Origin of the sequence: Cellulomonas shaoxiangyii, assembly GCF_004798685.1 — a bacterium.
Lineage (GTDB): Bacteria > Actinomycetota > Actinomycetes > Actinomycetales > Cellulomonadaceae > Cellulomonas > Cellulomonas shaoxiangyii.
The window spans coordinates 3,512,479-3,528,019 of the sequence record NZ_CP039291.1 but is presented as its reverse complement, the minus strand read 5'-3'; the positions used below and the strand labels follow the sequence as shown (position 1 = coordinate 3,528,019).

The window sequence follows — 15,541 nt, the reverse complement described above, 5'->3', positions numbered from 1 at the left end:
CCCGTGGAGCACTGGACGATCGCGACCACCGCACAGCAGAGCCCGGACTTCCGGCGCGTGCTGTGGACGGGGGAGCACACGCAGCTCGTCATCATGACCATCCCGCCGGGTGGTGAGATCGGCGAGGAGGTCCACGAGGACATCGACCAGATCCTCACGTTCGTCTCCGGCACCGGCAAGGCCATCGTCTCGGGCCGGGAGAAGAACGTCGCGCAGGGTGACCTCGTCGTCGTCCCGGCCGGCAAGAAGCACAACTTCCTCAACACGGGCGAGAACCCGCTGATCCTCTACACGGTCTACGGCCCGCCCGAGCACGCCGAGGGCGCCGTCCACCGCACCAAGGAGGAGGCGGACGCCGCCGAGGAGTCGGGGCAGGACGAGCCGCCGACGGAGTGATGCGGACGGAGTGACCCCGACGGGCTGATCCCGACGGGGTGATCGTGGCGGCGGCGCCCGGGCTCAGGCCCGGGCGTCGCCGCCGTGTCCAGGGGTGCCGGGCGCCGCCACGTCCGCCAGGTCGCCGGCGCACCCGGTCGCTACCGCACCCGGTCGCCGTCGGCGTCGAGCACCTCCGCGTCGACGCTCGCGGTGAAGCGGAGCAGGGCCTCGGCGAGCGCCTCCGGCGCCTCGAGGGCGACGTGGTGCCCGACGCCGTCGAGCTGGACGGACTCGACGCGTCCGGCGGCGACCTGCTGGACCGTGCGGAGCGTGAACGGTCCGCCGCCGGCGCCGACGGCCAGCACGGGCATCCGCAGCGGCGACCGCGTGAGCAGGTCGCGGAGGTCGTCGCCCTCGGTGAGCATCGACCGGTAGAGGCCCGCGGCCCCGCGCCAGCCGTCCGGTCGCGCGAACGTGCGGACGAGCTCGTCGACGTCCGTCGTGGTGACTGCCCCCGGGACGGCGGTCATCGTCGGGAACGCCCACTGCGCGAGCAGGTCGCGCTCGCGGCCGGCGAGCAGCAGCTCGGGGATGCCGGGCGCGGCGAGGACGCCGACGTGCCAGGAGCCGCCGCGGGTGACGTCACCGAGCGCCTCAAGGCCGAAGCCGGCCAGCCCGGTCTCGATCGCGGTGAGGCTCCGCACGTCCTGCGGGTGTGCGGCGGCGAGGCGGACGACCGCGCTGCCGCTGACGTCCTGCGCGGTGACGTGGACCGGACCGAGCCCGAGGTGGCGCACGAGCAGGTGCAGGTCCCGCGCGGACGTGGCGCTGTCGTAGGTGCCCTCGCCGTTGCTGGAGTCGCCGAAGCCGCGCAGGTCGACGGCGACCACGCGGTGCTGCTCGGCCAGCAGCGGCAGCAGCCGGTGGAACGCCCACCACGTCTCGGGGAACCCGTGGACGAGGAGGACGGGCGACCCCGCTGTCCCGGCGGAGACGTAGTGCAGCGTCACGCCGCCCACGTCGAGGTGGTGGTGGTCGACGCCGGCCGCGGTGGCGTGGGTTCGTGCGGTGCTCATCGGGTCTCCTTCGGTCAACATGGTTGTCCAAGGTAGACAACCGAGTTGACCGATGTCGAGACCCCTACGCTGACGGCATGCCGCGCACCGGTGCCGACCTCGCACTCCTTCTCCTGGGCGGCTACCGTGCCCTGGTCGACGCTGCGACCGCCGAGCTGGCCGCGGACGGCCACGGCGACTTCCGCCCCGTGCACGAGTTCGCGATGCGCGCGATCGCCGCGGGTGCCGACGGTGCGTCGGACCTCGCCCGGCGCACGGGCGTCTCGAAGCAGGCGGCGGCGAAGACGATCGCCGTCCTCGTCGAGCGGGGCTACGTGACGCGCGGCGCCGACCCTGCCGACGCGCGCCGCAAGCGCCTCGAGGTGAGCCCGCTGGGGCGCGAGGTCCTCCGGCGCGGCGAGGGTGTTCTCGACGGCCTGCGCGCGCAGTGGGAGCAGCGCCTGGGCGAGGAACGGTTCGCCGCGCTCGAGGCGGACCTGCACACGCTGGTCGGTGACCGCGTCGTCGACCCCTCCGCCGCCGCCCGCGGCCGGGAACGCGACCGGCCGGACCCCCTCGGGTGATCCCCTCCGCGCCGCGGCGCTCGTACGGTGAGCGCATGATCGTGGCCGAGGACGTCCTGCTGCTGCTCACCGACGACGCCACCGGCAAGGCCGTCGTGGACGGCACCCGCCGGGACATCGCCGTCGCCGGCGCGGTGATCGCGGAGCTGGCCGCCGCCGGGCGCCTCGAGGTCGCCGTGTCGTCGGGTCTGTTCCCGCGCACGACGCTGCGCGTGGTGGACCCGAGCCCGCTCGGCGACGACGTCCTCGACGACGCCCTGGTCCGCGCCGCAGGCCCGGGCAGCGCGTCCCCGACGGCCGTCCTGGGCCGCATCCGCAAGGGGCTGCGCGAGCGGCTGTACGCGCGGCTCGTGGCGCGCGGCGTGCTGCGCGCCCAGGAGGGCCGGGTGCTCGGCGTCTTCCCGACCGCGTCGTGGCCCGCGGTCGACGCCACGCACGAGGCCGAGGTGCTCCGGAGCCTGCACGAGGTGCTCGTGGCGGGGCGCGCCCCGACCCCGCGCGAGGCGTCGCTCGTGGCGCTCCTGGCGGCGGTCGACGCGGTGCCGAAGGTGCGGTTCGGCACCGGGCTGCCGAACCGCGAGCTCAAGGCCCGCGCGAAGCAGGTGGCCGCCGGTGACGTCGGGGGCCAGGCCGCGCGCAAGGCCGTCGAGGCGGTGGAGGCGGCGGTGATGGCGGGGATCACGGCGGCCGGCGCGGCGGCCGCCTCGTCGGGCTGACGTCCCGTCGGCAGACAGCGAGCGCCCGTCGCCCGTCGGCTGGGTGCACCGCCGGGCCGCCGCGCCCGGAAAGACCGCAATGTCGGAGCCTCTCGCTACGGTCCGTCGTGTCGTCCTGACCGTGGGTGCAGCCCACGCGAGGGAGGGCCTGCGGCGGCGCGATCGCCGCCGCGGTGGCAGCGGTCAGGGCACCGACAGGGGGCATCACATGCACGGATCACGACGACGACCTGCGTCCCGGCGCAGGACCATGGCCGGACTGGCCGTCGCGGCCGGACTGGCCGCCACCGCGCTGGCGCCCACCGCGCCGGCCGCTGCCGCCCCGGGCGACCCGCTGCGGGTGCTGCACTGGAACATCGCGGGGATGACGATCAACCCCTTCGAGCCGGACAAGCCCGACAACCAGGGTGCGATGGAGGTCGTCGACCGGTTGCTCGAGTTCGCGGACGCCCGCACGCCCCACCTGGTGTCGATGAACGAGACCTGCTCCGCGCAGGCCGACCACGCCCGGGAGGGGCTCGCCGAGCGGTTCGGGTCGGCGCAGCTGCACTTCGCCCCTGCCGACGGCGTCGACGTGCTGTGCACGACGGGCGGCCTCGGGGCCCCACGGTCGGGCAGCGCGGTGATCGCGGTCGGTGCGGACGCCGTCACCGACCCGGTGTCGTACTACCTGAACGACGACGGCACGATCACCTCGGAGCCGAGGGAACGGCAGGCGGCCTGCCTGACCGCGGACTTCGGGTCGACCCTGGGCCGGACGGTGCGCGCCTGCGCCCTGCACCTCGACACCGACGACCAGATCGCGGCCGTCCAGGCGGAGGGGTTCGCCGACTTCATGACCGAGGACGGGACCGACCACCCCCTGGTGCTGATGGGCGACTTCAACGCCTCCCCGGAGTTCTTCCCGGGCGTCTACGTCCCCGTGCAGGGCGGGGACGGGCTCTTCCTCGAGGCCGACCACCCGGCCGACCGCCACACGTTCTACGCGGGGGAGAAGCTGGACTACGTCTTCGCCGACCAGGAGCACTTCGGACCCGGCCTGAGCGCCGAGGTGATCGACCGGACCACGTGCTTCGCGGGCCTCATCGACCACCCCTGCTCGGACCACGACGCGCTCTTCGGGGTGCTCCCGTTCCGCGACGCCGACGCCCCGCCGGACGACGGAGGCGCGCCGACCGTCTCGGCCGGGCCCGACGTGTCGGGCGACGAGGGCACCCCGATCCCGTTGGCCGGGACGGTCGGCGACGACAGCCAGGCCACCACGGCCACGTGGAGCGCCGAGGTGACGTCCGCCGAACCCGGGGCGAGCTGCTCCTTCACGCGACCGAACAGCCCCCGCACCTCCGTGATCTGCACCGACGACGGCACCTACACGGTCACCCTCACCGCGGACGACGGCGTGCACCCGCCGGTGAGCGACTCCGCCGTGGTGACGGTGCGCAACGCGCCGCCGGTGCTGACGCTGACCGGGCCGACCCCGTGGCAGCTGTTCCGCGCGGACGCACCGGTCAGCCTGACGGCGTCCTTCACCGACGCCGCCAACGACACCCACACCTGCACGGTGGACTGGGACGACACGGCCGCCCCCGAGGAGTACGCGGGCACCGGCGGCTCCTGCGACCGCACGCACGTGTTCCCCGACGCGGGGATGTACACGATCCGGGTCACCGTGACCGACGACGACGGTGCGTCGGCCTCGGCCGAGGTGATGGTCGTCGTCTACGACCCGGACGCCGGTGCCGCCAACGCCGACGGGTCGGTGACGACGCCGCCCGGTGCCTACGTCCCGAACCCGGGACGCACCGGCGACGAGTGGTTCCACCTCACCGCCCGCTACTACGGGTCCACCGCGACCGTGCCGACCGGCCAGGTCAAGACGTGGCTGGCCGACGGCGCGCCGAACTTCCGGTTCGACTCGGGCAGCTCCGGGCTGGAGTGGCTCGTGGTCACCCCGGACGGCAAGATCGCCGCGAAGGGCCAGGGGCACGTGGACTTCGAGACCGAGACGTTCGGGATCGTCCTCTACGGCTACGACGGCTGCGCCGACGGTGCCGTGACGCCCCGGTGCCGGCCCGGACCCGACCGGGTTCGCGTCGTGGTGTGGCCGCTCAGCGCCGGTGACCACCCCGGCGAGGAGATCCGCTACGACAACCGGCTCGGCGCCGGGTACGACGTCGACGTCGCCGACCCGCAGCCGCTGCTGTCCGGGCAGGTGCTGGTCCAGCGCTGATCGAGGTCCTGCGCACGTGGCCGGGGCGGTGGGCGACCCGCCGCCCCGGCCCGTCGGACGCCGGTGCCGCCTCGTTCGTGGCGGACGCCCCGCGGCGTGCGTCGCGTGCGTACGGTGACCGCCATGACCACCGGATCCGCCGCGGCCTCCGCCAGCACGGAGGCGCCCGTCGCCACCGACCCGCTGACGCCCTTGCGCGAGGCGGACCGCCGGGCACGCCGGACCGCGGCGGCCACCGTCGCCGGCACCCTCGCGGGGATGGCGGCCGCGGCGACCATCCCGCTGTGGTCCGACGAGGAGCGTCTGCGCCCCGTCCTGTCGGCCGCCGACGTCCGGCAGGCCGTGCACTGGGAGTGGGACCTCGCCCCGCACGACGGGTGGTGGGCGTTCGCGCTCGTCCTGCTCGCACCGTGCCTCGCGGCCGCCGCCGGGGCGGTCGTCACGCGGCGCAGGCTCACGCGGGCCGCAGGAGCGGCGCCCTTCCGTGCGCGTCCCGGGCAGGCCACCGCCGGCGCCGGTCGCATCACGGCGGCCCAGCGCCGGGCGCGCGAGCGTGGCCGGAGCGACGACCTGCGCCGACAGCAGCAGTACGCCGTCGCACGCGAACGGCGCGCCGTGAGCGTCTGGACGCACCTCGGCGGGGCGTTCGCGCTGGTCCTGGGAACGTGGTTCGGCACGGCGCTCGCGGTGTCCGCCCTGGGGCTGCGGGCCACGCCGGTCGGCATCGGTCTGACCGTGGCGTCGTGGTGGGTGGTCCTCGTGCCGCTGGCGCTGTGGGGCGTCGTCGTCGCCGTCCGCCGCGTCGCTCGCCCTCGCCGATGACGGAGCTCGCCGGCGGCATGGACGCCGACGAGGTGCACGCCGTCCTGGACGCGCTCGCGCTCGCGGGCTGCCGCGCCTGGGTGGCAGGTGGCTGGGGTGTCGACGCCCTCCTCGGCCGGCAGACGCGGCAGCACCGCGACCTCGACCTCGCCGTCGACGCCACGACGGAGGCGGCCGCCCTGCGCGCGCTCGCGCGGCGCGGCTATGCGGTCGAGACGGACTGGCGTCCGGTCCGGGTGGAGCTCGCCGCACCCGGCGGCCGCTGGGTCGACCTGCACCCGGTCGTCTTCGACGAGGCGGGCGACGGCGTGCAGGCGGACCTCGACGGCGGCGTGTTCACCTATCCCGCGGCGTGCTTCGTGACGGGGACCGTCGCCGGCCGCCCGGTCGGGTGCCTGTCGGTGCAGCAGCAGCTCCTCTTCCACACCGGCTACGAGCCGCGCGAGGTCGACCTGGCCGACCTGGCGCTGCTGCGTCAGCTGCGCGACGGGTGAGCCGGGGCGCCCTCCTCGGGCTGCGGGCCCAGCCACTGCGACGACGTGACGGCGAACCGGCGGTAGAACGAGCGCCGGCCGAGGAACTCGCCGTCGTCCCCGCGCCCAGCCGCCCGTGCGGCCCGCGCGTGCCTCACCACGCGGTCCCGCCCAGGCCTACCGTGGGTGGTCGTGAGCCCCGAGCAGCGGTCGTGGGTCCCGCCCGCGTGGGTCGCGTGGGGGGCGGTGGTCGTCGCGTTCGCGTTCGCCGGCGTCAGCCTGGTGTGGGCGCTCGGCAGCACGGTCGGGCTCGACACCCTGGGCGGCACGATCGAGCGGAGGGGCCGCGCCGGGGACCCGGTGCTGCTGGCCGCCAACGCCGTGGCGCTGGTGCTCAAGGTGCTCGGCGGCGTGCTCGCGCTGGCGCTCGTGCAGCCGTGGGGGCGACGGTTCCCGCGCCGCCTGCTGCTCGCGCTCGGCTGGCTGGGGGCGACGGTCCTGGTGCTCTACGGTGCGCTCCAGGTGGCGTCGGTCGCCCTGGTCGCCGCGGGCGCGGTGGTGCCGGCCGAGCCGCTCTCGGACCGGGCGCTCAGGTGGCGGCTGCTGCTCTGGGAGCCCTGGTTCCTGGTGTGGGGGCTGCTGCTGGGCGGGGCGACGCTGCGTCGTCAGCGGCTCCCCGACGCGCCGTCCCGGCCCGCACGGGCAGCCGCGTGACGAGGCCGGCCTAGGCGAGGGGATCGGGCGGTGGGACGTGCCGGTCGTGGTGCGCCGGGTACCACTCGTCCCCGACCGGCAGCGCGTCCAGGTTCCACGACCACGACTCCTCGGGCGTGATCCGCAGGAAGTACCCGGTTCCCAGCATCCCGGTGCGCTCGAGCGGACCCTCCGCGCGTCCGTAGACGCGGATGCCCCGGGCGACGAAGGGGTCGAGGGACAGCAGGTCGTCGATCACCAGCGCGACCTGCTGACCGCCGCGCGACACGTTGCGGAACTTGCGGGTCCGGGTCACCGAGGCGTCCACACCGCCGACCCAGAAGTCCTGGCCGTCGTACTCGAACGCGACCGGCACGACGTCCGGCTGCCGGTCCGGGGCGACGGTGGCGAGCCGCGCGAGGCTCTGCGACCGCAGGTAGTCCAGCTCCTGCTCGGTGAACATGGTCCATCCTGGCGTGCCGGGCCCCGAGCCGTCATGGCTTCCGGGTGCTCCGGCGGCGGCCGTGGGGGCCGGCCGCTGCGCTGGCAGCTGCCGCTAGGTTCCCTGCATGGCCGTCTCCGAGAGGGAGCCGCACGTCGACTCCGCCGATCCCGCCGTGCAGCTCGTCGCGTACCTCGATCACTACCGGGGTGTCGTCGCCCGTAAGGTCGCGGGCCTGTCGGAGGAGCAGCAGCGCACGTCGCTGCTGCCGTCGGGGTGGGCGCCGCTGGAGCTGCTCCACCACCTCGTGCACATGGAGCGGCGCTGGTTCGTCTGGGGCTTCCTGGCCGAGCCGGTCGACGACCCGTGGGGCGACCACGCGGCCGGCGCCGACGGCGGTCGCTGGGAGGTGCCGGACGGCGTCACCGCCGCCGACCTGGTGCGGCGGCTCGACGCGGGCGGGGAGCGGACGACCGCGATCCTGACGACGGTCCCGCTCGACGCCCGCGCCGCCGTCGGCGGGCGGTTCACGGCCGGACCGGCGCCCACGCTCGCGTGGATCGGGTTCCACGTCCTGCAGGAGTACGCGCGCCACGCGGGGCACCTCGACGTCGCCCGCGAGCTGGCCGACGGGACGACGGGCGAGTAGGGCCGGGTGCCCGCACCCGCACCGCCCCCGCCGGCCTCACCACTGCGAGCGCGCGTAGTCCTTGAGGAAGCAGCCGTACAGGTCCTCGCCGGCCTCGCCGCGCACGATCGGGTCGTACACCCGCGCGGCGCCGTCGACCAGGTCGAGGGGGGCGTGGAAGCCCTCCTCGGCGAGCCGCACCTTGGTGGGGTGGGGCCGCTCGTCGGTGATCCAGCCGGTGTCGACGGCCGTCATGAGGATGCCGTCGGTCAGCATCTCCGCCGCGCTGGTGCGCGTCAGCATGTTCAGCGCGGCCTTGCTCATGTTGGTGTGCGGGTGGCCGGGGCCCTTGTAGCCGCGGGAGAACACGCCCTCCATCGCGGAGACGTTGACGATGTACGTGCGCCGCGCGGGCGACGCGGCCAGGGCCGGGCGCAGGCGGCTGATCAGGATGAACGGCGCCGTCTGGTTGCACAGCTGGACCTCGAGCAGCTCCATGGGGTCGACCTGCTCGACGGTCGCGACCCAGCTGTTCGTCTCCGCCACGTCGGGGATCAGCCCGCCGGCGTCGATCGACGTGCCCGCGACGAGCCGCTCGAGGCTCGCCGCCTCGGCGGTCAGCGACTGCGCGACGAGCTCGTCGGCGGCGCGGGCGGCGCGCTCGATCGCCAGCGCGGGGCTCGTCAGCTCGCTCACGGACCCGGCGAGGGCGCGCGGGTGGGCGTCGCTCGTGTGCCCGAACGTCGTGATCATGCGGGCCGCCTCGGCGGGCAGCGGCGCGGACTCGGCGTCGGCGATCCGCGAGTACGCCCCCGGCGACCGGCGCACGGTCTGCGCGGCGTTGTTGATCAGGACGTCCAGGGGGCCCTGCGCCGCGACGTGGTCCGCGAGGGACACCACCTGCGACGGGTCGCGCAGGTCGATCCCGACGACGTGCAGCCGGTGCAGCCAGTCGGCGGCGTCCTCCATCGCGCTGAACCGCCGGACCGCGTCGCGCGGGAAGCGTGTCGTGATCGTCAGGTCGGCGCCGTCGCGCAGCAGCCGCAGCGCGATGTACATGCCGATCTTGGCGCGGCCGCCGGTGAGCAGGGCGCGCCGCCCCGTGAGGTCCGTGCGGGCGTCGCGCTTCGCGTGGTGCAGCGCCGCGCACGCGGGGCAGAGCTGGTGGTAGAAGGCGTCGACGACCGTGTACGCCTCCTTGCAGACGTAGCAGGGACGCGCGCGCAGCAGGGTCCCCGCGGTCGCGCTCGTCGCCGCCGACGTCAGCGTGAGGCCGAGGGTCTCGTCGTCGATCCGCCCCGGGCTCCCGGTGGCGGTCGCGGCGACGACGGCCGCGTCGGCCTCGGCGATCAACCGGCGCTTCTCGCCGCGGCGGTGCTTCTTCGCCGCCTTGAACAGCGCGGAGGACGCCCGCCGCGCGGCGGCGTGCTGCGGGTGCTCCTGCGGCAGGACGGCCACCTGGTCCATGACCCGCAGGAACGTCGCGAAGTCGGCGGCCGTGACGCCGGCCTGCTCCGGCGCCGTGCCGTCGGTGGGGTCCTCGGGGGTGTCGCCGGCGGGGTGCACCGGCGTGGTCGTGTGCGCGCTCATGCGCCGTCCGTCCTGCATGGGGGAGGGCCGTCGCGGTCTCGCGGGCCCGGAGAATCGTACGCGGCGCTCCCCCCACATAGGCGGGGTGGGCTCAGGTGCGCGCCCGGCGGAGCAGGACGGCGGCGACCACGGGGAGCCACAGGTAGGTGGGCCAGAAGCCGAGCCGCTCCCAGAGGCCGCCCAGGTCGGGGCTCCCCGTGGTGACGAGGAACGCGACCGCGCCGACGAGGGAGGCGAGCCCGACCGCGGCCGTCGCGGCCGACAACCACGGGACGGCCCGGCGCAGGCTCGCCGCGAGGAGCAGCAGGGCGGCGGGCGAGGCGAGCAGGGCCGGCAGCGCCACGAGCGAGTGCAGCGTGAGGTCGCGGTCCAGGGGCACGAGGCCCGTCGCGACGCTGCTGAGGCCCACCACGACCCACGCCACCGTCGAGGCCGTGGCCGACCGGCGTCGCGGCAGGAACCTCCGCAGCAGGACGGCCCCCACCGCGAGGAGGAGCCCGAACACGACGAGGCTCGCGTTGATCACCGGGTACCAGGGGGAGCAGACCTCCACCGGCCCGTGGGCGTAGTCGATGGCCGTGCACGTCGTGGCGCCGAGGTCGCTGATGGTCTGGTCGAGCAGGCTGTAGGGGGCGCTCGACCGGGCCGCCGCCAGCAGCTCGGCCACCACGTACAGCGGCTGCACGAGCCACGCCGCCGCCCCGAGGGCGAGCGCGCGGCGCTGACCGGCGCCCGGCGGCCGCACCGGACGCTCCGCCGACGAGACCTGTCCGCCTGGGCGCGCCGCTGCCATGCGGCGTTCTACCACGACCGCCGGCCGCCCGAGCCTGCGACGCCTGCCCGGTGCGCCGGTCGGATCAGGAGCGGGGCGACGCCGCGCACGGCACGCGAGCGCGAGCCGCCCCCTCGTGCCCGGAAGGCCCGATCCGCCCGACTCTGCGGCGGTAGCGTGCCGGGGTGATGCGCACCCGGCACGCCGCCGCCCTCGTCGTCCTGCCCGTGCTGCTCGCGCTCGGCGCCTGCGCCGGACGCGCCGGCGCGGGGCCGCAGCCGACGACGGGCCCGGCGCAGCGCGCCGAGATCGCCGCCCGGGTGGAGGGGTCGGGCGTCGACCCCGACCTGGTGTACGTGACCGACGTCGACGGGTACACGCTCGCGACGCAGTCGGTGGGTGTCGTCGGCGACGTCGGCATGTCGGCGTACTACGTGCGGGAGGCCGGCGGCACGGTGATGCTGGCGACGTCGTGGGACCCCACGCCGTCCGTCGCGCCGTGCGCGGAGCTGCCCGACTCCGCGCCGGCCGTGCCGGGCTGCACCGTCCGGCGCGGCGACGTCCACGTCCTGCTCCAGGGCGAGGACGTCGACGCGGCGACCCTGCGCGCTGCCGGCGAGGCGGTGCGCGTCCCGCGCGCCGACGAGCTGGCCGACCTCTTCCGGGACCTGCAGGTCGCCGGGCCACCGGTCGAGCGCGGCGACCTGCCGCCCCACGGCGAGGGCGCACCGGTCGACCCGCCGGCACTCGGCGGCTGACGTCTGCCCGTCACGTCGCCGCGGCCATCGCCGCGATCCGGCGCAGCTCTGCGAGGTGCCCGTCGAGGGCGGCGCGGCCGGCGTCGGTCAGCGTGAACCAGGTCCGCGTCCGCGAGCCGTGCCGGACCTTCGAGACCTGCACGTAGCCCGCCTCGGCCAGGACCTTGACGTGCTTGCTGAGCACCGGGTCGCTGATGCCGAGCGCGTCGCGCACGGTCGCGAACTCCAGCTCGTCCACCGCGGCGAGCATCGCGCAGATCTGCAGGCGGTTGGGCGCGTGCACCACCTCGTCGAAGACGGGCTCCGCCGCCGTCATGCGCGTGCCCGTACGTCGTGCCCCGCGCGGACCCGCCGGCGCAGCAGGCCGTCGAGGCTGCGCTCGCGCACGACGGTCGCCACGGCGGCGCCGACGCCGGCGACCGTCATCGCCCACGGCACGCCGGCGAACGCCTGCAGCACGAACCCGACCGCGAAGAGCCCGAAGACCACGGCGTACCAGGTGCCCATGCCCTCGGCGTAGCGCTCGACGGACATGCCCGTCGACCGCCGCAGCGCCCACAGCAGCACCATCGGCGCGACGATCGCCCCGAGCACGATGAGCATCATCGAGGCGGACTCGGCGCTGCTGCCGCTCGCGGGCCGCCCCACGATCAGACCGGCGCCGACGAACATCGACGCGGTGCACGCCGCGGCTCCCAGGCGGTACCACCACGGCGAGGTGATCCGCTCCGCGAGGCGCTCACGTGCGTCGTCGAGCCGGCGCAGGGCGGCCTGCGCGTCCGCGGGCGTGGCGTTCGGGCTGCTTTCCATGGTGGAAAACTAGCACCGCTTTCCATGTTGGCAAGTGGCGGGACCGCGCCGGCGTCGCCGTACCTTCACCGCCGGGTGCACGCGGGCCGGACAGGCGCCCGGTCAGGACTCGCTGCCGACGAACAGCAGGTCGTGGACGACCGCCGGGTCGTGCAGCCAGGCACCCAGGGGGCCGTCGTCGCGGAACTCGCCGTAGGTGTTCGGCGTGGTCGTCGCCCGCAGGTCGTCGAGCGCCGCCACGCGGGCCGCCTCGTCCGACGCGTCCTGGGCGGCGACCAGCCGCTCCGACGCCTCGAGGCCGTAGCCGGTGCCGGTGCCCTGGGGCGACCACGCCAGCACGAGGCCCCGGTAGCTCGCCGGGGCGCCGCCGGGCAGCACGTCGGCGTACGCGGTCCACGCCGTGCCACGCACCACGGACGCGTCGCCGTCGAGGGGCGCGCCCACCGCGTCGAGGACCTCCGCCGTCGTCACGGTGCCCAGCCGGCCGAGGTCGAGGTCGATCCACGTCACGGGCGGCTCGAACCCGTCGGTCGTCGTCGTCACGAGGTACGCGGCCATGCTGTTGCCCGCGAAGAGGCCGCGGACGACGACCTCGTCGGTCTCGTGCACGACGAGCTGCAGCGACTCCGGCGGCGGCTCCGGGCACGTCGAGACCGCGCACACGTCGACCACGGCCTTCGCCACGCCGAACGTGTCCTCGAAGTACTCGAGCCGCATGTCGAGGTCGAGCCGCTCGAGCTCGGCGTACTGCTCCGCGTACGGGTGCGCGATGTCCTCGTACCGGTCCCGGCCCCAGCTCAGCGCCCCCCACACGACGCCCACCGCGCCGATCACCCCCGCGCTGAAGAGCAGCACCGCGAGGACGGGGTGCTGCTGCAGGTGCTGCAGCCGCGCGTGCACGCGCGATCCCGTGGCCGCTGGTTCCGTGCCGGTCATGGGTGCCACCGAGCGGGCGAGGACGGGTGATCCGGACGTCCTCATCGTCGTCCCGCGCGCTCGTGCCCGTCCAGGCCCGGCGGGCCGTCCCGCCGCGCTCCGCCGTTCCGGCCCGTCGCGGTCGCCGCCCGGGACGCCGCGGGTCCGCGGCGTCCCTGATCACGACGGGCAGCCGCGATCGGGTCCGGCGAGGGCTCCGGCTGGCAGGGTCGGTGTCCGAAGGGAGGCGCCGTGATCGCCTGGCTCAACCGGCTCGTCGACGTCGTCGAGGAGGGCCTCACCGAGGACCTCGACGTGGTCCGCCTCGCCGCCGCGCTCGGGACCACCGAGTACCACCTGCGGCGCATGTTCGCCTCGTTGGCGGGGATGCCGCTGTCGGAGTACGTGCGCCGCCGGCGCATGACGGTCGCCGCCGCGGACGTCCTCGCCGGCTCGAGCGACCTGCTCGGCATCGCGGTGCGCCACGGGTACGGCTCGGCCGAGGCGTTCGGCCGGGCGTTCCGGTCGGTCCACGGCGTCAGTCCCGGGCAGGCCCGGCGCCACGGCGGCCCCCTGCGCACCCAACCCCGCCTCAGGTTCCGCCTGACCGTCGAAGGAGCAGACCCCATGGACGTCCGCATCGTCTCCCGACCCGCCTTCCGCCTCGCCGGGCACGCCGCCCGCGTCCCGCTCGTGCACCACGGGGTGAACCCCGCGATCGCTCAGCACGTCGCGTCGCTGACCCCGCAGCAGCACCAGCGGCTCAAGGCGCTCGGCGACGCCGAGCCGCACGGCCTGCTCGCGGTGAGCACCGACCTCGACCCCGACCGCCGCGAGGGCACCGAGCTGACGTACCTGCACGGCGTCGCCGTCACGGATGCCGTGCCGGTGCCCGACGACCTCGACGTCGTCCCCGTCGACGCGGGCACCTGGGCCGTCTTCCGCGCGGCGGGCCCCTACCCGGACACGCTGCAGTCGGTGTGGGCCGCGACGGCGACCGAGTGGTTCCCGTCGAACCCCTGGCGGCTGCGGCCCGGTCCCGAGGTGGTGGCGGTGCTCGACCGCGCGGACGACCTCAGCACCGCCACGGTCGAGCTCTGGCTGCCGGTCGAGGCGGGCTGAGGCCCGAGCGGGCACGCGCCGTGCACAGGGTCCTTCCCTGCGTCGCCGTGTGCGTGCCCGCGGCCGCCGGCGCGGCGCCCGGTCCTCGCGGTCAGGCCGGTCAGGCCGGGACGACGAGCCCCTGCAGCCAGTCGCGCCACGCCGGCTCCTCGCGACGCACGTACGCGGCGGCGTCGGGGGAGAACAGCTGCGCCCGGACGTACGCGGTCGCGGTGTCGCCGCCGTCGGCGTACACGGCGGCGGTGAGCATGCCCGGCACCGGTGCGGTGAGACGGACCAGCGCGTCACGCTCGCCGACGCGCTCGAGCGTCCCCGTGGCGCCGAGCACCTCGACCGTCGAGCCGACGGCGCCCAGCCCCAGCGCGTCGTGCAGGGCCGCCCAGACCCCCCGCGCGTCGCCCGGGTGGGACGCCGTGGCGTCCAGGTGCGTGGCCTCCTGCCCGGCGAAGCGGGCGAGGTAGAGGCGCAGGACGTCGAACGACGGCTTCCAGCTGGTGCCCATGTCGTCCCACCACTCCTGCTCCCAGTCCGCGCCCGTGCCGAAGCCGCTGGTGGTCACGCGCACGACGCACGTGCCGCCCGAGCGCGCCTCGACGACGAACTCGGACGTCATCGGGCTGAGGGTGTCGGGGTCCTTGCCCATGAGGGCCGCCCAGTCCTCCTCGTAGACGAGGCGGTGCGGCGGCTCCCAGCCGGTGACGTGGCCGTCGGAGCCCATCTCCGGGCCCATCGAGAAGTGCAGCGAGCCGCCCTCGCGCTCCTCGAGCCGCGTGGGCAGGAACCAGGCGCTCAGGCCCGCCGCGGTGGCGATGGCCTGCCAGACCTGCTCGGGGGTGCCGGGGACCTCGACGTCGAACTGCAGGCGGTACGGGACGTGCGGTGCGGTGCTCATGCGTCCTCCTGGGGCAGCGGGTGCGCGGCGACGACCAGCCGGTGCGGGCGTCCGTCGTCGTGGTGGTAGCGCGCGGCCAGGTCGAGCACCGCGGCGGTGAGGTCGTCCGCGAAGGCCGCGCGGTCGGCGGCGGAGCGGAACCCGATCTGCGTGTCGACGGTCAGCGTCGGCAGCCGTGCGCCCGTCGCGGCGGCCCGGCGCGCCAGGGCGCCGACCTCGCGCACCACCCGCCCGGCCAGGGCGACCAGGTAGCCGGCCGAGAGGCGGTCGGCGGTCGCGTCGGGGTCGGCCGCCGACGCGCTGACGGCCGCCGGGGACACGACGTACCGCGCGGCGGACGCCCGCAGGACGCGCTCGGTGATGCCGCCGTGCCGGCGCTCCTCGGCCAGCTCCACCAGGCCGTGCGCCTCGAGCGTGCGCAGGTGGTAGTTGACCTTCTGGCGCGGGATCCCGACCCGGGCGGCGAGCCCTGCAGCGGAGGCCGGCACGGCCAGCTCGGCGAGCAGCCGTGCCCGCACCGGGTCCAGCGCCACGGCTGCGGCGCCCACGTCCTCGATGACCTCGACGTCCTGCATGGCTCCACGCTCCTCTTGACAGTAATTGTTGTCAAGGGTCGTCCGCCGGTGCGCCGCGGGATTCCCCGCGCTCCGGACGGACCGGG

At 75.6% G+C, this 15,541-nt stretch carries 20 protein-coding genes; 10 read left to right on the top strand and 10 right to left on the bottom strand.

The window, feature by feature from the left end:
* The first annotated feature begins 3 nt into the window (after positions 1–3).
* On the top strand, positions 4–396 hold the full coding sequence (locus E5225_RS15805; protein WP_135972082.1) for a cupin domain-containing protein: 393 nt from the start codon (positions 4–6) through the stop codon (positions 394–396).
* Between the two features lie 140 nt (positions 397–536).
* Here the strand turns inward: E5225_RS15805 and E5225_RS15800 are convergent, their stop codons facing one another.
* Complete coding sequence (locus tag E5225_RS15800; RefSeq protein ID WP_135972081.1) at positions 537–1,454, bottom strand: alpha/beta fold hydrolase; 918 nt, start codon at positions 1,452–1,454, stop codon at positions 537–539.
* Positions 1,455–1,531: 77 nt separating this feature from the next.
* On the opposite strand from E5225_RS15800, the gene E5225_RS15795 reads away from it, so the two are divergent.
* From E5225_RS15795 to E5225_RS15775, 5 genes are all read left to right on the top strand, one after another.
* On the top strand, positions 1,532–2,017 hold the full coding sequence (locus E5225_RS15795) for a MarR family winged helix-turn-helix transcriptional regulator (protein WP_135972080.1): 486 nt from the start codon (positions 1,532–1,534) through the stop codon (positions 2,015–2,017).
* Positions 2,018–2,052: 35 nt separating this feature from the next.
* Positions 2,053–2,733, top strand: a complete 681-nt coding sequence (locus E5225_RS15790) for a GOLPH3/VPS74 family protein (protein WP_135972079.1) — start codon at positions 2,053–2,055, stop codon at positions 2,731–2,733.
* A 250-nt stretch (positions 2,734–2,983) separates the two neighbouring features.
* Complete coding sequence (locus E5225_RS15785) at positions 2,984–4,963, top strand: PKD domain-containing protein (RefSeq protein WP_135972078.1); 1,980 nt, start codon at positions 2,984–2,986, stop codon at positions 4,961–4,963.
* A 123-nt stretch (positions 4,964–5,086) separates the two neighbouring features.
* A complete protein-coding gene (locus E5225_RS15780; RefSeq protein ID WP_135972077.1) occupies positions 5,087–5,785 on the top strand; it encodes a hypothetical protein in 699 nt (232 codons plus the stop codon).
* Positions 5,782–6,279 carry a nucleotidyltransferase domain-containing protein gene (locus E5225_RS15775; RefSeq protein WP_243738057.1) on the top strand — a complete coding sequence of 166 codons (498 nt, stop codon included), beginning with the start codon at positions 5,782–5,784 and terminating at the stop codon, positions 6,277–6,279. The genes E5225_RS15780 and E5225_RS15775 overlap by 4 nt, the downstream gene beginning before the upstream one ends.
* Here E5225_RS15775 and E5225_RS17620 read toward each other — a convergent pair.
* The gene (locus E5225_RS17620) at positions 6,261–6,416 is read right to left on the bottom strand and encodes a hypothetical protein (RefSeq protein WP_166435870.1); all 156 of its coding nucleotides are present in this window, start codon (positions 6,414–6,416) and stop codon (positions 6,261–6,263) included. The two genes, E5225_RS15775 and E5225_RS17620, sit on opposite strands and share 19 nt — an antisense overlap.
* A 34-nt stretch (positions 6,417–6,450) precedes the next feature.
* Between E5225_RS17620 and E5225_RS15770 the strand changes: the two genes are divergently transcribed.
* Entirely contained in the window at positions 6,451–6,972 is a 522-nt protein-coding gene (locus E5225_RS15770) for a DUF3995 domain-containing protein (protein ID WP_166435869.1), read from the top strand.
* A 10-nt stretch (positions 6,973–6,982) separates the two neighbouring features.
* On the opposite strand, the gene E5225_RS15765 is transcribed toward E5225_RS15770, so the two are convergent.
* Complete coding sequence (locus tag E5225_RS15765; protein WP_135972075.1) at positions 6,983–7,414, bottom strand: PPOX class F420-dependent oxidoreductase; 432 nt, start codon at positions 7,412–7,414, stop codon at positions 6,983–6,985.
* A 106-nt stretch (positions 7,415–7,520) separates the two neighbouring features.
* Between E5225_RS15765 and E5225_RS15760 the strand changes: the two genes are divergently transcribed.
* Complete coding sequence (locus E5225_RS15760) at positions 7,521–8,042, top strand: DinB family protein (RefSeq protein WP_135972074.1); 522 nt, start codon at positions 7,521–7,523, stop codon at positions 8,040–8,042.
* A 36-nt stretch (positions 8,043–8,078) separates the two neighbouring features.
* Here E5225_RS15760 and E5225_RS15755 read toward each other — a convergent pair whose 3' ends face one another.
* Positions 8,079–9,611 carry an SDR family NAD(P)-dependent oxidoreductase gene (locus E5225_RS15755; protein ID WP_135972073.1) on the bottom strand — a complete coding sequence of 511 codons (1,533 nt, stop codon included), beginning with the start codon at positions 9,609–9,611 and terminating at the stop codon, positions 8,079–8,081.
* Positions 9,612–9,702: 91 nt separating this feature from the next.
* On the bottom strand, positions 9,703–10,356 hold the full coding sequence (locus E5225_RS15750; RefSeq protein ID WP_166435868.1) for a DUF998 domain-containing protein: 654 nt from the start codon (positions 10,354–10,356) through the stop codon (positions 9,703–9,705).
* Between the two features lie 212 nt (positions 10,357–10,568).
* On the opposite strand from E5225_RS15750, the gene E5225_RS15745 reads away from it, so the two are divergent.
* Positions 10,569–11,141, top strand: coding sequence for a membrane lipoprotein (locus E5225_RS15745; protein ID WP_135972071.1), 573 nt, complete (start codon positions 10,569–10,571; stop codon positions 11,139–11,141).
* Between the two features lie 10 nt (positions 11,142–11,151).
* Here E5225_RS15745 and E5225_RS15740 read toward each other — a convergent pair whose 3' ends face one another.
* The 3 genes from E5225_RS15740 to E5225_RS15730 form a co-directional block, all read right to left on the bottom strand.
* Positions 11,152–11,457: a transcriptional regulator gene (locus E5225_RS15740; protein WP_135972070.1), complete on the bottom strand. Its 306-nt coding sequence runs from the start codon at positions 11,455–11,457 to the stop codon at positions 11,152–11,154.
* Complete coding sequence (locus tag E5225_RS15735) at positions 11,454–11,951, bottom strand: hypothetical protein (RefSeq protein WP_135972069.1); 498 nt, start codon at positions 11,949–11,951, stop codon at positions 11,454–11,456. The genes E5225_RS15740 and E5225_RS15735 overlap by 4 nt, the downstream gene beginning before the upstream one ends.
* Positions 11,952–12,053: 102 nt before the next feature.
* Positions 12,054–12,887 (bottom strand): ETEC_3214 domain-containing protein, encoded by an 834-nt coding sequence (locus E5225_RS15730; RefSeq protein ID WP_135972068.1) that lies wholly within the window; start codon positions 12,885–12,887, stop codon positions 12,054–12,056.
* Positions 12,888–13,118: 231 nt separating this feature from the next.
* Between E5225_RS15730 and E5225_RS15725 the strand changes: the two genes are divergently transcribed.
* Complete coding sequence (locus tag E5225_RS15725; RefSeq protein WP_135972067.1) at positions 13,119–13,988, top strand: AraC family transcriptional regulator; 870 nt, start codon at positions 13,119–13,121, stop codon at positions 13,986–13,988.
* A 100-nt stretch (positions 13,989–14,088) separates the two neighbouring features.
* Here the strand turns inward: E5225_RS15725 and E5225_RS15720 are convergent, their stop codons facing one another.
* On the bottom strand, positions 14,089–14,880 hold the full coding sequence (locus tag E5225_RS15720; RefSeq protein ID WP_135972066.1) for an SRPBCC family protein: 792 nt from the start codon (positions 14,878–14,880) through the stop codon (positions 14,089–14,091).
* The gene (locus E5225_RS15715) at positions 14,877–15,455 is read right to left on the bottom strand and encodes an ArsR/SmtB family transcription factor (RefSeq protein WP_135972065.1); all 579 of its coding nucleotides are present in this window, start codon (positions 15,453–15,455) and stop codon (positions 14,877–14,879) included. The genes E5225_RS15720 and E5225_RS15715 overlap by 4 nt, the downstream gene beginning before the upstream one ends.
* Positions 15,456–15,541: the final 86 nt, after the last annotated feature.

Excerpts from the sequence above, each read along its gene's own strand:
- E5225_RS15800 (WP_135972081.1), bottom strand. The coding sequence starts at position 1,454 with ATGAGCACCGCACGAACCCACGCCACCGCGGCCGGCGTCGACCACCAC.
- E5225_RS15795 (WP_135972080.1), top strand. The coding sequence starts at position 1,532 with ATGCCGCGCACCGGTGCCGACCTCGCACTCCTTCTCCTGGGCGGCTAC.
- E5225_RS15790 (WP_135972079.1), top strand. The coding sequence starts at position 2,053 with ATGATCGTGGCCGAGGACGTCCTGCTGCTGCTCACCGACGACGCCACC.
- E5225_RS15785 (WP_135972078.1), top strand. The coding sequence starts at position 2,984 with ATGGCCGGACTGGCCGTCGCGGCCGGACTGGCCGCCACCGCGCTGGCG.
- E5225_RS15780 (WP_135972077.1), top strand. The coding sequence starts at position 5,087 with ATGACCACCGGATCCGCCGCGGCCTCCGCCAGCACGGAGGCGCCCGTC.
- E5225_RS15775 (WP_243738057.1), top strand. The coding sequence starts at position 5,782 with ATGACGGAGCTCGCCGGCGGCATGGACGCCGACGAGGTGCACGCCGTC.
- E5225_RS15765 (WP_135972075.1), bottom strand. The coding sequence starts at position 7,414 with ATGTTCACCGAGCAGGAGCTGGACTACCTGCGGTCGCAGAGCCTCGCG.
- E5225_RS15760 (WP_135972074.1), top strand. The coding sequence starts at position 7,521 with ATGGCCGTCTCCGAGAGGGAGCCGCACGTCGACTCCGCCGATCCCGCC.
- E5225_RS15755 (WP_135972073.1), bottom strand. The coding sequence starts at position 9,611 with ATGAGCGCGCACACGACCACGCCGGTGCACCCCGCCGGCGACACCCCC.
- E5225_RS15740 (WP_135972070.1), bottom strand. The coding sequence starts at position 11,457 with ATGACGGCGGCGGAGCCCGTCTTCGACGAGGTGGTGCACGCGCCCAAC.
- E5225_RS15735 (WP_135972069.1), bottom strand. The coding sequence starts at position 11,951 with ATGGAAAGCAGCCCGAACGCCACGCCCGCGGACGCGCAGGCCGCCCTG.
- E5225_RS15730 (WP_135972068.1), bottom strand. The coding sequence starts at position 12,887 with ATGACCGGCACGGAACCAGCGGCCACGGGATCGCGCGTGCACGCGCGG.
- E5225_RS15720 (WP_135972066.1), bottom strand. The coding sequence starts at position 14,880 with ATGAGCACCGCACCGCACGTCCCGTACCGCCTGCAGTTCGACGTCGAG.
- E5225_RS15715 (WP_135972065.1), bottom strand. The coding sequence starts at position 15,455 with ATGCAGGACGTCGAGGTCATCGAGGACGTGGGCGCCGCAGCCGTGGCG.